Annotated in this window: 13 protein-coding genes; 7 read left to right on the top strand and 6 right to left on the bottom strand. The window is 70.0% G+C overall.

The genetic code is table 11. The features are described from left to right. Nucleotides 1-75: 75 nt before the first annotated feature. Together R2S09_RS36965 and R2S09_RS36960 are read right to left on the bottom strand one after the other, a co-directional pair. Nucleotides 76-1,368, bottom strand: a complete 1,293-nt coding sequence (locus tag R2S09_RS36965) for an APC family permease (RefSeq protein WP_306192580.1) — start codon at nt 1,366-1,368, stop codon at nt 76-78. Then, on the bottom strand, nt 1,365-1,865 hold the full coding sequence (locus R2S09_RS36960; protein ID WP_316745565.1) for a hypothetical protein: 501 nt from the start codon (nt 1,863-1,865) through the stop codon (nt 1,365-1,367). The genes R2S09_RS36965 and R2S09_RS36960 overlap by 4 nt, the downstream gene beginning before the upstream one ends. A 108-nt stretch (nt 1,866-1,973) precedes the next feature. On the opposite strand from R2S09_RS36960, the gene R2S09_RS36955 reads away from it, so the two are divergent. The 4 genes from R2S09_RS36955 (at nt 1,974) to R2S09_RS36940 (ending at nt 7,805) form a co-directional block, all read left to right on the top strand. Continuing rightward, on the top strand, nt 1,974-2,963 hold the full coding sequence (locus tag R2S09_RS36955; RefSeq protein ID WP_306192578.1) for a YafY family protein: 990 nt from the start codon (nt 1,974-1,976) through the stop codon (nt 2,961-2,963). Nucleotides 2,964-3,657: 694 nt separating this feature from the next. Beyond that, a complete protein-coding gene (locus tag R2S09_RS36950) occupies nt 3,658-5,646 on the top strand; it encodes an ABC transporter ATP-binding protein (protein ID WP_399145505.1) in 1,989 nt (662 codons plus the stop codon). Between the two features lie 258 nt (nt 5,647-5,904). Beyond that, a complete protein-coding gene (locus R2S09_RS36945) occupies nt 5,905-7,011 on the top strand; it encodes a lectin (RefSeq protein WP_316745564.1) in 1,107 nt (368 codons plus the stop codon). Between the two features lie 26 nt (nt 7,012-7,037). Next, entirely contained in the window at nt 7,038-7,805 is a 768-nt protein-coding gene (locus tag R2S09_RS36940) for an NPP1 family protein (protein WP_306192576.1), read from the top strand. A gap of 216 nt (nt 7,806-8,021) precedes the next feature. Here R2S09_RS36940 and R2S09_RS36935 read toward each other — a convergent pair whose 3' ends face one another. Both R2S09_RS36935 and R2S09_RS36930 read right to left on the bottom strand, forming a co-directional pair. Next, a complete protein-coding gene (locus tag R2S09_RS36935; protein WP_316745563.1) occupies nt 8,022-8,924 on the bottom strand; it encodes an oxidoreductase in 903 nt (300 codons plus the stop codon). 629 nt (nt 8,925-9,553) lie between these two features. Next, the gene (locus tag R2S09_RS36930) at nt 9,554-9,688 is read right to left on the bottom strand and encodes a hypothetical protein (protein WP_306192574.1); all 135 of its coding nucleotides are present in this window, start codon (nt 9,686-9,688) and stop codon (nt 9,554-9,556) included. Between R2S09_RS36930 and katG the strand changes: the two genes are divergently transcribed. Beyond that, complete coding sequence (gene katG / locus R2S09_RS36925; RefSeq protein WP_316745562.1) at nt 9,687-11,879, top strand: catalase/peroxidase HPI; 2,193 nt, start codon at nt 9,687-9,689, stop codon at nt 11,877-11,879. The two genes, R2S09_RS36930 and katG, sit on opposite strands and share 2 nt — an antisense overlap. A 155-nt stretch (nt 11,880-12,034) precedes the next feature. Here the strand turns inward: katG and R2S09_RS36920 are convergent, their stop codons facing one another. Both R2S09_RS36920 and R2S09_RS36915 read right to left on the bottom strand, forming a co-directional pair. Then, the gene (locus R2S09_RS36920) at nt 12,035-12,430 is read right to left on the bottom strand and encodes a hypothetical protein (RefSeq protein WP_372337838.1); all 396 of its coding nucleotides are present in this window, start codon (nt 12,428-12,430) and stop codon (nt 12,035-12,037) included. A 117-nt stretch (nt 12,431-12,547) separates the two neighbouring features. Further along, nucleotides 12,548-12,736: a hypothetical protein gene (locus R2S09_RS36915; RefSeq protein ID WP_316745561.1), complete on the bottom strand. Its 189-nt coding sequence runs from the start codon at nt 12,734-12,736 to the stop codon at nt 12,548-12,550. On the opposite strand from R2S09_RS36915, the gene R2S09_RS36910 reads away from it, so the two are divergent. Continuing rightward, nucleotides 12,735-13,382: an AMP-binding protein gene (locus R2S09_RS36910; protein ID WP_316745560.1), complete on the top strand. Its 648-nt coding sequence runs from the start codon at nt 12,735-12,737 to the stop codon at nt 13,380-13,382. The genes R2S09_RS36915 and R2S09_RS36910 overlap by 2 nt on opposite strands. Beyond that, nucleotides 13,382-13,675: an AMP-binding enzyme gene (locus R2S09_RS36905; protein WP_316745559.1), complete on the top strand. Its 294-nt coding sequence runs from the start codon at nt 13,382-13,384 to the stop codon at nt 13,673-13,675. Before R2S09_RS36910 ends, R2S09_RS36905 begins: the two co-directional genes overlap by 1 nt. Nucleotides 13,676-13,718: the final 43 nt, after the last annotated feature.

Raw genomic sequence — 13,718 nt, 5'->3', positions numbered from 1 at the left:
GACTTGTCCTCGCCCACCCCCGCGCGACCGCCCGGGACTCGGCCGCAGCCTGAACCGCACGGAATATTCACCGGATCAGGACGCGGGACAGCCCCCTGCACGGCGCCATCGCAGGTAGCACAGGGCGCTCGCCGTGACGATCAGTGGCCAGAGCAGGTACCAGCCGGTCATGACGAGGAGTACCGCCACCGCGAGAAGCGCGAGAACTGCGCAGCGGTGGGGCAGGGTTCCACGGGGAAGGAGGCGCAGGGCGGCGGCGGTGCCCAGGGCGTACACGGTCACGAACGACCCGGTGGTGAGCAGGACGAGCGGCCGCGGGCCGAGGGCGGCGGCCGTGGTGGCGGTGAGGGCGAGACCCGACAGGCCCGACACGACTGCCAGACTGCGGCGTGGTACCTCGCCGACGCCGCTGCCCTGGCTGAGCCAGGCGGGCAGCGCGCCGTCCCGTCCGAGCGCGGCACCCAGTTTCGCCGCGCCGGCGAAATAGGCGTTCATCGTGCCGAGAGTGAGCAGCAGGGCGGCGATCGCGGCCAGCACGTGGACCGTTCCGCCGACGCCCAGCGCGAGCAGTTCGGCCAGCGGGGCCTCGGAGGTGCCGGCTGCCGGGCCGAGCACGAGGACGCTGGTGGCGGCAACGGCGAGGTAGAGCACGCCGACGACGGCGACCGCCAGGGCGGTGGCCCGGGGCAGGTCGCGCGCCGGACGGCGGAAGTCGGCTGCCAGATGGGTGATGGCCTCCCAGCCTGCGAAGCTCCACACCAGCAGCGCCGCGGCCGAGCCGATCGCGGGCCGGCCATGCGGCGCGAACGGATGCAGGTTCCGCACGTGCGCGTGCGGCAGCGCGGCGACCACCGCGGCCAGCAGCAGCGCGACCAGGAGTACGGCGAGCACGAGTTGCATACGGCCGGTGGCGGTCAGACCGAAGCCGTTGGCCGCCGTGACGAGGATCAGCAGGACCACCGCCGTGACCACCACCGTGCGCCGGCCGCCGCCCACCGCCGCCGCGACGTACGCGCCGGCGAACATCCCCGCTGCCGGAGCACCGGCGGGTACGGCGAAGTAGAAGCACCAGCCGACCACCGCCGCCGCCCGTGCGCCGAAGGCATGCCGGACGTAGGTGGAGACGCCGCCGCCGTCCGGGTACCGGGCGCCCAGCGCGGCGAACGTGGCCGCAAGGGGCACCGACAGCAGGACCAGTGCGAGCCAGGCCACCAGCGAGGCCGGTCCGGCCGCTCGCGCCGCCAGTGCGGGAAGGGCGATCACACCGGTTCCCAGGACCGCTCCGACGTACAGTGCGGCCCCCTGCCAGACGGTCAGTCTCCCGACCGGCCGGATCGGGAGTTCCTGCGCGGCCGGCGCCCTGGTCACGCGGCACACTCCTCGGTCCGGCGGAGGGCCATGGTCCAGTTGGTTTCCCAGCTCTGCCCGCCGTCGGTCGAGAACGCCTGCTTCCAGTGAGCCGACACCGATGTGATCCGCGACCGGACGAAGCGGCACGGGACCGGGGTGCCTTCGTGTGCGTCGTCGCCGTGGAACTCGCCGTGCCCGTCGTCGTGGAACCGGCCGACGACGGGTGGTTGCAGCAGCCCGGTCCGGCTGTTCACCCGGTTCAGCGACCACTGCGCGCGCACGGGGTCGAACAGGCGGAGCGTCAGGCCGCTGAAGCCCTTGGCCGGGAAGCTGATCTCGTCGAGGCCGGCGGCCCCGCCGAACAGAGTGCCGTGGCACACGGCGGTGCCCGGGAACTCATCCCACTCGGGGCTGCCGGTCAGCGGTGCGACCAGCCGCCGGTTCGTCACCTTCCAGGGGCCCACCAGGAAGTCGAAGTCGCCGATACCAGGCTTGCGGGTGGATGGATCGCTCATCTGTACATGTCCTTCGCCGTATCCAGTGCGCTGGGGCGTGCGCCCGGCCGGAAAGCTATTCCGGCTCCACTGACAGCTCATGTCAGTGAACTGCGGCAGACTTCCGTCATGCGTGCGAGCCGACTGCTGTCCGTCCTGTTGCTGCTCCAGACCCGCGGCCGGATGACCGCCCAGCAGGTGGCCGACGAGCTGGAGGTGTCGGTCCGCACGGTGTACCGGGACATGGAGTCGCTCGCCGCAGCCGGTGTTCCGCTCTACGGCGACCCCGGTCACGACGGCGGTTACCGGCTGGTCGGCGGGTACCGCACCCGCCTGACCGGGCTGACCCGGGAGGAGGCGGAGGCACTCTCCCTGGCCGGGCTGCCCGGCCCGGCCGCAGACCTCGGGCTCGGCACCGTGCTCGCCACCGCTCAGCTCAAGCTGACGGCCGCGCTGCCCGACGAGCTGCGCGACCGGACCGGTGCGCTGCGCCGGCGGTTCCACCTGGACACCTCCGGTTGGTACGCCGAGGCAGACACCACCCCGCACCTGGCCGCCGTGACCGAGGCGGTGTGGCGGCAGCACCGCATCCGCGTCCGCTACCGGCGGTGGAAGACTCCCCAGGAGGTGACCCGGACTCTGGAGCCCTACGGATTGGTCCTCAAGTCCGGTCGCTGGTACCTGATTGCGGGGAGTCCGGAACCCATCCGCACCTACCGCGTGTCGCAGATCCTCCGTGTCCACGCCCTGCCCGACCGCTTCGAGCGGCCCCCGGGCTTTGACCTGGCCACGCACTGGCAGTCCTATCTGGCCGACTTCGACGCCCGCCGTCACCAGAGCGAGGCGGTGGTACGGCTCTCGCCTCTGCTCCTGAGACAGCTCCCGGACCTCATGGAACCGGCGGTGGCACGGGCCGCCCAGGACAGCGCCGGGCCACCGGGCCCCGACGGCCGCACCCAAGTCGTCGTCCCCATCGAGTCCGTGGACCACGCCGTCGGCATGCTGCTCCGGCTCGGCGCGGAGGCCGAAGTCGTGGCACCCACGGAATTGAGGTCAAAGATGGCCCAGACGATCGCCGCCCTGGCCGACACCTACCGGCACCCGCCCACCACGGCATGACACCGTGAAGAACCTCGTCCCGGATGTCGCCTCCGGCCGCCCCAGTTGGCGGTCGCTCCTGATGTTCACACCCTGCGCCGACGCCCGGGCATCGAGTGCACGCGGACCGGAGTACACCGCAGCGGTACCCAGGTGCCGCTGGAGCGTGCCGAAGACCCGGAGACGCCGCGCGTCTTCGGACACAGTCACGGCGTACCGGTGCTCGCGTCTTGGACGAAGGGGTGGCGGTCGACACTCCCGAGGACCACGCGCGGGACGGCACGCACTGCTCGCGCGCTTTCACTGGGGTTCCGTCCCGGCCAAGGGCGCCGGGACAGCGGCACGCTCGGCGTTTCGGCCACCGCCCCTCCAGCCCCCGGCCCTTGCACCACAAGGGTCGATGCAAGCCGCAGTCTCCGGCGCGCGCTCAATCCCAGGGCTGTCGACTCGGCTGAAACACATGTGTTCGAAATTCTGGCCGGCTCGTTGAGCCGCAGGAAGCAGCCGCACAACCGTCGAGGGGGACCACGTTGACTTCGGCCAAGACACCAGCACAAGCGACTGCCCATGGCCTGGCGCGAGGCGAGGGGTACGCGTGCCGCGACGACTGCGGCCTCAGGGCTCCGGTGCGGAGGAGCCCGGTCGTCACCATGGCGCGGCGGAGGCCCGCGCCGGCTCTCCGGACGGTGAGCCGGCCGGGGTCTGGAGGCGCCCTGTGAAGAAGTTCTTCGGACGTGTGCGGATGGCCGAGCCGGAGGTCTCCGACGCCGAGAAGGAGCTCTTCGGCGGTCCTCTGCGCTACGACACCGGCTGGTCCGAACACGAACGTGCCTGGCTCGACCTGACGATGATGTCGGCTCTGCGCTCCATGCCCAGACTGGTCGGGACGACCTTGCGGATGGCGTGGCACGCCGACCGCCGCGCCCTGCTCACGGTCGCCGTCAGCGAGATCGGACAGGGCATCGCCGCGGCCGTCGGACTGCTCGCGGTCAACGCCGTCATGCACGCGCTGCTCGGCTCGGGCACGCCTGCGCATCGGTTGCAGGCGGTCCTGCCGGGCCTGTTCGCCGCCGCCGGGGCGGCCGTGGTCAACTCGGGCCTGGCCGGATGGTCCACCTCGCGGGCGGGCCGGCTGGAGCCGCTGGTCGAGCGGATCGCCACCACCCAGTACCTGGCCGCCGCCGCGTCGGTGGAGCTGGAGGCCATCGAGGACCCGGAGTTCCGGCGGCTGATCGACGTCGCCCAGTACGGCGCCGCATCCGCCCGGCGCATGATCAGCGCCAGCGTGGCCGCGCTGAACGGGACCATCTCCCTGATCTCCACGGCCGGTGTCCTCACCATCCTCCACCCGGTGCTGCTGCCGATGCTGATCCTGATCGCCGCACCGCGCGGCTGGGGCGCGATGCGGGTGGCGCAGGAACGGTACGTGTCGGTGATGAGCTGGATCGAGCACGTGCGGGCCGGCCGCCTCATCGGCAACCTGCTCACCGAACGCACCGCAGCACAGGAAGTGCGCATCCACGCCGTCGGGCCGTTCCTGCTCAGCCGCTACGAGCGGATGGCCGAGAGCGCGGAGGCCGAGCAGGAGCGGCTGGCCTCCGGCAAAGCCGTCACCGAGTGGGTGGCCGCCGCGCTGTCCGGACTCGCCATGGCGGCGACGTACGCGGCGATGTTCCTGCTGATCATGAGTGGGCGCATGAGTCTGGCCGTGGCCGGCACCGCCGTCATCGCCGTCCGGTCCGGGTCGGCGAGCCTGGGCGCGCTGGTGATGAACATCAACCAGCTGCACGAGGAGTCCCTCTACGTCCGCGACCACGCCCGGTTCCTGGACGAGGCGGCACGACGCACCATCCCCAGCGGGGGCGACCCCGTTCCCGCACAGGTGAGGCAGGTCGTTCTCGACCAGGTCGGCTACCGCTACCCGGACCGGGGCACTCCCGCCCTGGACAAGGTCTCCCTCACACTGCCCATGGGCTCGGTCACCGCCGTGGTCGGCGAGAACGGCTCCGGCAAGAGCACGCTGATGAAGGTGCTGTCGGGCCTGCTGCTGCCACAGAGCGGGACCGTGCGGTGGGGCGAGGCCGACGTCGCCTCCCTGGACCGCTCCCAGGTCTTCGACCGCGTCGCCCTGCTCACCCAGGACTTCCAACGCTGGCCCGTGACGGCGGCGTTGAACATCCGGATCGGCCGCCCCGCCCAGCAAGGCGGCCCCGACGACCTTCAGCCGTCCGTCGACTACGCGGGGGCCGGACCCGTCATCGCGAAACTCCCCGACGGCCTGGGAAGCCTGCTGGCCCGGATGTTCCGCGGCGCCAGCGAACTCTCCGGCGGCGAGTGGCAGAAGATCGGGCTCGCCCGGACCCACTGGCGCAGCTCCACCTCGGACGACGACAGCGTGCTCATCGTGGACGAACCCACCTCCGCCCTCGACCCGGAGGCCGAGATCGCCGCCTTCGACCGCATCCGCCGGCTCGCCGCCCCGAACCGCGCCGTCGTCCTGGTCACCCACCGCATGTCCGGCGTCCGCCACGCCGACCGCATCTACGTCCTGCACCACGGACGGCTCGTCGAGCACGGCAGCCACGACGAACTCATGGCCGCCCAAGGGCGCTACGCCTCGATGTTCGACGCGCAAGCCGCCCAGTACGCCCCCGCGGGCACCGTCCCCCGCCCCGCCTCCCCCACCGTCGCAGATCCCGCATGACCCGCCCGAGCGGCCCGGCGTGAGGACCCCTCCCGCCGCCATCCAGGACAATCCGCGCCCGCCCCTCCCACAGGCCAGTGGGAGCAGGGTCGATATTGCGCCACTGAACTCCAACCACCCTTCCACTGGCCTTACTTCACTACTTGACGAAAGGGGCCGGCGCCTCTAGGTTCACGGCTCAGCCACGCAACGTACGACGCCCCCACCGTTCAAGAGGTGAAGCGTCGGAGCCACCCCCCGCCTGAAAGGCCACCCCCCATGGCCCGATCCCTTCCAGCAGCCGCTCTCACCGCCGCACTGGGTCTCTCCGCGTGCCTGCTCACCGCGGGCCCCGCCCAAGCCGCGACCGGCAGCATCACCGGCCTGGCCGGCAAGTGTCTCGACGTCGCCGGCGCCGGCTCCGCCGACGGCACCCCCGTCCAGCTCTACGACTGCAACGGCACCAACGCCCAGCAGTGGACCGTCGGCAGCGACGGCACGATCCGCGCCCTCGGCAAGTGCCTTGACGTCACCGGGAACTCGACCGCCGACGGGGCGAAGGTACAGCTGTGGTCCTGTACCGGTGGCGACAACCAGAAGTGGACCGTCACCGCCGCTCACGACATCGTCAACCCACAGGCGAACAAGTGCCTGGACGTCACCGACGACAACTCCGCCAACGGCACCCGGACGCAGATATGGAGCTGCAGCGGCGGCGCCAACCAGAAGTGGAACGCGCCCGCGAGCGGCGGGGACAGCACTCCGTCCGGCTTCGTGGTGAACGAGTCACAGTTCAACCAGATGTTCCCGAACCGGAACTCGTTCTACACCTACAGCGGCCTCACCGCCGCGCTCAGCGCCTACCCCGGCTTCGCCAACACCGGAAGCGACACGGTCAGGAAGCAGGAGGCCGCCGCCTTTCTCGCCAACGTCAGCCATGAGACCGGCGGGCTGGTCCACGTCGTCGAGCAGAACACCGCCAACTACCCCCACTACTGCGACTGGAGTCAGCCGTACGGCTGCCCCGCCGGACAGGCCGCGTACTACGGGCGCGGGCCGCTCCAGCTCAGCTGGAACTTCAACTACAAGGCAGCCGGTGACGCACTCGGCATCGACCTGCTCAACAACCCCTGGCAGGTGGAGAACAACGCCTCCGTCGCCTGGAAGACCGGCCTGTGGTACTGGAACACCCAGTCGGGACCGGGCAGCATGACCCCGCACAACGCCATGGTCAACAGCGCCGGATTCGGCCAGACCATCCGCAGCATCAACGGCTCCCTCGAATGCGACGGCAAGAACCCCGCCCAGGTGCAGAGCCGCGTCGACGCCTACCAGCGCTTCACGCAGATCCTCGGCGTCTCGCCGGGCAGCAACCTGTACTGCTGACGCGAGCCGGCCGACAAGGAGCCGTCATGCCCAACGTGAAGTCCATGACCAATGCCCTGCTCGCGGCACTGGGCGCGATGGCGCTCGTCGTGGCCGTTCCGGCGAGCGCCCACGCGAACGTTCTCACCCTGCTGCCACAGAACGCCGACGGCCTGGAACAGACCTTCTCCCCGGCGTACGACTACGACGGCGACGGCTGCTACGCCACCGCGGCCATCGGCACAGACGGCACCATCAACCCGGGATTGAGACTCGGCGGCGATGTCAACGGTCACTGTCACGACTACGCCCAACTGGCCAACGCCAACACCTACTCACGCGAGAAGTGCAACAACGGCTGGTGTGCCGTCATGTACGCCGGCTACTTCGAGAAGGACCAGGCAACTCTCGGGCCGGCAGCCATCGGGCACACCCACGACTGGGAACACGTCGTCGTGTGGATCAACAACAACGAGGTCCAGTACGTCTCGGTGTCCCAGCACAGCAGCTACCAGGTGGCCGCCCGCTCCTCGGTCCGCTTCGACGGCACGCACCCGAAGATCGTCTACCACAAGGACGGCCTCTCCACCCACGACTTCCGCTTCGCCAACAGCAATGACGAGCCCCCGGAGAACGTCACCGGAGGCTGGTTCTACCCCCGCCTGGTGGGCTGGGACGGCTACCCTCCCGGCTTCCGCGACAAGCTGATGAGCGCCGACTTCGGCGCCGCGACCATCAAGATCAAGGATGGCGACTTCGCGTACGCGCTGGCACACTCCATGCCCTCGGGCATCCCCTTCGACCCCGACGCGTGACAACGTTCACGTCGAAGTCATCACTGCGACGAACTCGCTCGAACCCAGGAGCAACGGCCCCGCACCCGCCATGTGCGGGGCCGTGCGCTGCCGTGTGCGTGTCCAGCTCGACCTTCGTGCCCGGCCGGACTGCATCACCTTCGGCGGGCCGGTCGGCCTGCGCTTTGCTGCCCCCGAGCGGCCGCAGCGACCGGGCGTAGTACGGCGCTGCGGTGCTCAGTCGGTGTCCTTGTCCGGTTTGTAGAGGAGGGCCAGCTCCTCCTCGGACAGGCGCAGGCTTCCGGCGGCGATGTTCTCCGCGAGGTGCGCCGGGTTTGTGGTGCCGGGAATGGCCAGTACATGCGGACCGCGGTGGAGGGTCCAGGCGAGCCGTACCTGGGCGGGCGTCGCGTTGTGGGCGCGGGCGACGGAGTGGACGCGCGCGTCGCGCTCCTGGCCCGCGGCTGCCTCGCGCCGCAGGCCGGAGACCGCGAAGAAGGGGACGAAGGCGATGCCCTGCTCCCCGCACAGGTCCACCAGCCCGGTCTCGTCAGCGCGGCGCCAGTCCAGGCCGTAGGAGTTCTGCACGCAGACCACGGGCGCGATCGTCTGGGCCTCGGCCACATGCTCCGGCAGAACGCCGGAGAGCCCGAGGTGCCGGATCAGGCCGGCCTCGCGCAGCTCGGTGAGGGCGCCGAAGTGCTCGGCGATCGACGCCGTGCCGGGGCCGACGCGCAGGTTCACCACGTCCAGATGGTCCCGGCCAAGCTGTCGCACGTTCTCCTCGACCTGGCCGCGCAGCTGGTCGGGGCGGGCCATGGGGAGCCACTCGCCGGAGGGATCGCGGGCCGGGCCGACCTTGGTCACCACGACCACGTCGCCGTACCAGGATGACAGGGCGCGGTTGATGAGCTCGTTCGCGGACCGCAGGGGCGAGAAGTAGAAGGCGGCCGTGTCGATGTGGTTGACACCCTGCTCGAACGCGCTGTGCAGCAGGCGGACGGCGCTGTCGCGGTCGATCGGTGTGCCGTCGGAGTTCCCCATCATGCCGTTGCCCGTCAGCCGCATCGCGCCGTAGCCGATGCGATGCACCTCCAGGTCCCCGAGCTTCCAGGTCCCTGCTGCCGCCGCTGCGCTCACCGTGCTCCTTCGACCGTCGGTTCGTCAGGCCCTGGAGTATGGGGCCGCCACGGTGTGCTGCGACAGGTTGACGAGCTGGGCGAAACGTCACATCCCCTCCGGGAACCAACCGCCGCCGCAAAGCCGTTGGATCTGACGAGAGCGCGTCGGTCAGGACGTGGTTTCAGTCCTTGTGCTGCTGAATTGCCGAGGCCGCTGACGATGGTGGCTGCGTTCGGCGCGGGCGGGCACGACGTGGCCGTCGAAGGGTGGCGGTCGCGGATGTGCTCGCGCTCCATGCAGGACGGGTCCCGCGAGCCCCGCAGATCCCCGGTGAGGAACTCCTGACGCCGCTCGCCTCGGCGGGATGCCGATCAGCCCCGCGCCCCGGTGGTCCGTGGGCAACCAGACCGCAGCCGTCACAGGCAGCCGGCTCACCGCACGCTCCGGTCGGCCGCCGCAGCGGTCGCTTCCCGCCGTCTTCGACTACGCCGTCCGCGCGGAACCGGGGCTGTCGCTTTCGATTCGGCTTCAGCCGGAAGCCGGCACCGGAGCAGAAAGGCCTTCCCTTCTCTCACATCTGTCGTGCGGGGTGCTCTGCGTGTTTCATGGAGGTGTGGTCTGCGGTGCGCGACCATACGGACGCTGGCTCAGCACATTTTCCAGCCGGTGAGCGTCATGGCGCGCTGATTGTGTGGGTCGACGTGCTCGGCACCAGCAAATCCGACGGCGTCGAGTGCGGCGGCCGGCAGAAGGAACACCGAGACAGGAAGAAGGACGGGCATGTCCGGCAGTGAAAGCGAGAATCCAGTAATCCCTTCACCGACGCCCACACCGACTCGGCGGCCCAGGACGAACCGGGACTGGTGGCCGAATCAGCTGGACCTTCAGGTTCTCCACCAGCACTCGCCCCGGTCCAACCCGATGGACGAGGACTTCGACTACGCGAAGGAGTTCGCGACCCTCGACGTCGACGCGCTGAAGCGGGACGTCTTCGAGGTGATGACGACATCCCAGGACTGGTGGCCTGCCGACTACGGTCACTACGGGCCGCTCTTCATCCGGATGAGCTGGCACGCCGCGGGAACGTACCGCATCGCGGACGGCCGCGGCGGTGGCGGCAGCGGCGCCCAGCGCTTCGCCCCCCTCAACAGCTGGCCGGACAACGCGAGCCTGGACAAGGCGCGCCGTCTGCTCTGGCCGGTCAAACAGAAGTACGGCCGGAAAATCTCCTGGGCCGATCTTCTGGTCTTCGCCGGAAACTGCGCCATGGAATCCATGGGGTTCAAGACGTTCGGCTTCGGTTTCGGGCGCCAGGACATCTGGGAACCCGAGGAGATCTTCTGGGGCCCCGAGGACACATGGCTCGGAGATGAGCGCTACAGCGGCGACAGGGAACTCACCGGTCCTTTCGCCGCCGTACAGATGGGACTGATCTACGTCAATCCGGAGGGACCCAACGGAAACCCGGACCCGATGGCTGCCGCCCAGGACATCCGGGAGACGTTCGGGCGCATGGCGATGAATGACGAGGAGACGGTCGCACTCATCGTCGGCGGCCACACCTTCGGCAAGTGTCATGGCGCGGTCGAGCCCAGTTATATCGGCCCGGAGCCCGAGGCGGCCCCCCTCGAGCAGCAGGGCCTCGGCTGGCGGAACACATACGGCAGCGGCGCGGGCCCCCACGCGCTCACCAGTGGTCTGGAGGGCGCATGGACCACAGAACCGACCAGGTGGGACAACGGCTACCTGGACAACCTCTACGGGTACGAGTGGGAGCTGACGAGCAGCCCCGCCGGCGCCCACCAGTGGACTCCTGAGGATCCCGCGGCCCGGAACGCCGTACGCGACGCCCATGATCCGTCGAAGCGGCACGCCCCCATGATGCTGACGACGGACGTCGCGCTGAAGGTGGACCCGGTCTACGGCCCGATCACGAAGAGGTTCCACGAGAACCCGGACGAGCTCGCGGTGGCGTTCGCCAAGGCGTGGTACAAACTGCTGCACCGCGACATGGGACCCGTCTCGCGTTACCTCGGCCCGTGGATTCCGGAGCCGCAGCTGTGGCAGGACCCCGTTCCCGACGTCGATCACGAACTGGTCGGGGCCGAGGACATCGCCACCCTCAAGGGCAGGATCCTCGCCTCCGGCCTCTCCATCCCCCAGTTGGTCACCACCGCCTGGGCGTCGGCGGCAAGCTTCCGCGGCACCGACAAGCGCGGCGGGGCGAACGGAGCACGAATCCGGCTCGCGCCGCAGAAGGACTGGGAGCTCAACGACCTCCCCGAGGTGACCGAGGTACTGCGCACGCTCGAGCGGATCCAGCAGGACTTCAACCTCTCCCGGACCGGCGGAACGCAGGTCTCCCTCGCCGACCTGATCGTCCTCGGCGGGTGCGCGGCCGTCGAGCAGGCCGCGAGGAACGCCGGGTACGACATCACGGTTCCGTTCGCACCGGGGCGTACGGACGCCTCGCAGGAGCAGACCGATGCGGCGTCGTTCGCCGTGCTGGAGCCCAGGGCGGATGCTTTCCGCAACTACCTTCCGGCGGGCGAGAAGCTGTCGCCGGAGACCCTCATGCTGGACCGCGCCAACCTGCTGACGCTGACCGCTCCCGAGATGACGGTGCTGATCGGCGGCATGCGGGCCCTGAACACGGGCTTCAAGGGATCCCCCCACGGTGTCTTCACCCACCGGCCGGAAACCTTGACCAACGACTTCTTCGTCAACCTGCTCGACATGGGCACGGAGTGGAAGGCGTCGGCCACGGACGAGAACGTGTTCGAAGGCCGGGATCGCGCCACCGGAGAGGTCAAGTGGACCGCCACCGCCGTAGACCTGATCTTCGGTGCGCACTCCCAGCTCCGTGCCGTCTCGGAGGTCTACGCCTCCCAGGATGCGGGAGAGAAGTTCGTACGCGACTTCGTGGCAGCGTGGAACAAGGTGATGAACCTCGACCGGTTCGACCTCGCCTGAGCCCGACGTCCCGGTCGGCCTTCATCGGCCGGCCGGGACCTGCCGGTACTCCCAGTCGACGGCGAACGCGTCCGACTCGAAAGCACCTCTGGGCCCGCCCACACGATCTGATCCTGCCGCACTGCTACCTGCGCCTCAGCCGGCGGATGAGCGCTTCAGGCGACGGGTTGACTCGAAGTGAGCAGCCAACTCCAGCGTCGGCGCTCCGTCACGACGGTCGCGGCGGCCAGTACGGTCACGAGCACCGCTGCCCAGGCAGGCCAGACGAACCAGGAGGAGACCACGGCAGCGGCCAGCTGGAGCAGCACCAGGAGGATCGTGGCCCATCCCGGCACCGCGATGATCACGTTGGCCTTGTCCCCCGGTGTGGACAAGCAGGCCGGAAGACCGATCAGGACCGCCACGGACAGGACGGCCAGCAGCCGTGAGTGTTCGGCCAGGGCCCACGGGGTGGCCACCCACGCGACGAGCTCGGTCGTGAACCGCAACACGGACGAGGTGCGGTCGTCGGGTCGTCCTGAGGTGGTCTCTCCATCGGCGGCGTCGATCACCTGCGGACGATCTCATGGCGCGGGGCCGGCCGCCAGGGGTTTCGCGATGTCGCCGTCCCTAGCGACTTCCCGCACGCCGCACAGGGCTGGGGCGCGGGACGCAGCGCGGGGATGCGGTCACCGCTCGGGCAGTACCGCCTCCCGCAGCCAGTGCGCCGGGTCCGCGGACCCGGCCCACGCCGACCGCCCGTACGTCCGCGACGAGCACCACGAGCTCACCTGCGCGGAGTTCGCCGCGTAGGCCGAGGCGGCGGCCGAGCAGTTCGCCGAGCACGGCATCGGGCGTGGGTCGGTCGTGGCGGTCATGCTGGCGAACCGCGTCGAGCTGCTCGTCGCGATGGTCGCCGCATGGCGGCTCGGCGCGGCCGCGACGCCGATCAATCCGGCGTTCACCGCCGAGGAGGCCGACTACCGGATCGCGGACGCCGGCAGCGCCCTCGTCGTGAACCTCGGTCCGGGCGCGCCGGACGGTGGCCTGCCCAGTATCGCTGCCGGCGAGCTGCGGCGTACGCCGGTGGGTGCCGCGCTGCCCGCGGCACGGACGTCACCGGACGACCTGGCCCTGCTCGTCCGCACGAGCGGCTCGACGGGCCGCCCCGAGGGAGTGATGCTCGACCACGCCAACCTCGAGGCGATGACCTCGATGATGGCCGACCTCATGCGGCTCACCGCCGACGACCACTGTCTCCTCTTCCTCCCGCTCTTCCATGTCAACGCCATCTGTGTCCGCTTCCTCGCGCCGATGCGCACCGGCTCCCGGCTGACGGTGCTGGGCCGGTTCACCGTCGACGCTTTCCTCGATGCCGTCGAGTTGCTCCGTCCGAGGTACTTCTCGGGCGTGCCCACGATCTACGCCATGCGGCTCGCGCAGCCGCGCGACGCCGACCTCTCCTCGGTGCGATTCTGCCCCGCGGCGAGCGCGGCGAGGTGGTCGTCCAGGGACCCAACGTGATGATGCGCGGCTACCTGGGCCGTCCCGAAGCCACTGCCGAGACCCTGCGCGACGGCTGGCTGCACACCGGCGACGTCGGCGTACTCGACGAGGACGGCTACGTGCGCATCGTCGACCGGATCAAGGACATGATCATCCGCGGCGGCGAGAACATCTATCCCAAGGAGATCGAGACGGTCCTGCTCTCCCGCGAGGGTGTCTGCGAGGCCGCCGTGATCGGCCGGCCCGACGAGCGGCTCGGCGAGGTCCCGTTCGCCTACGTGGCGCTCGAGCCCGACGCCACCGGAGCGTGAGGCATGGCCTTCAAGACCCCCGTCTTCCCCGCGGTCGACCCCG

Origin of the sequence: Streptomyces sp. MK7 (assembly GCF_032658145.1) — a bacterium.
Lineage (GTDB): Bacteria > Actinomycetota > Actinomycetes > Streptomycetales > Streptomycetaceae > Streptomyces > Streptomyces spiralis.
Note: the sequence above shows the minus strand (reverse complement) of the source record. Positions and strands in the feature narration are given on the sequence as shown.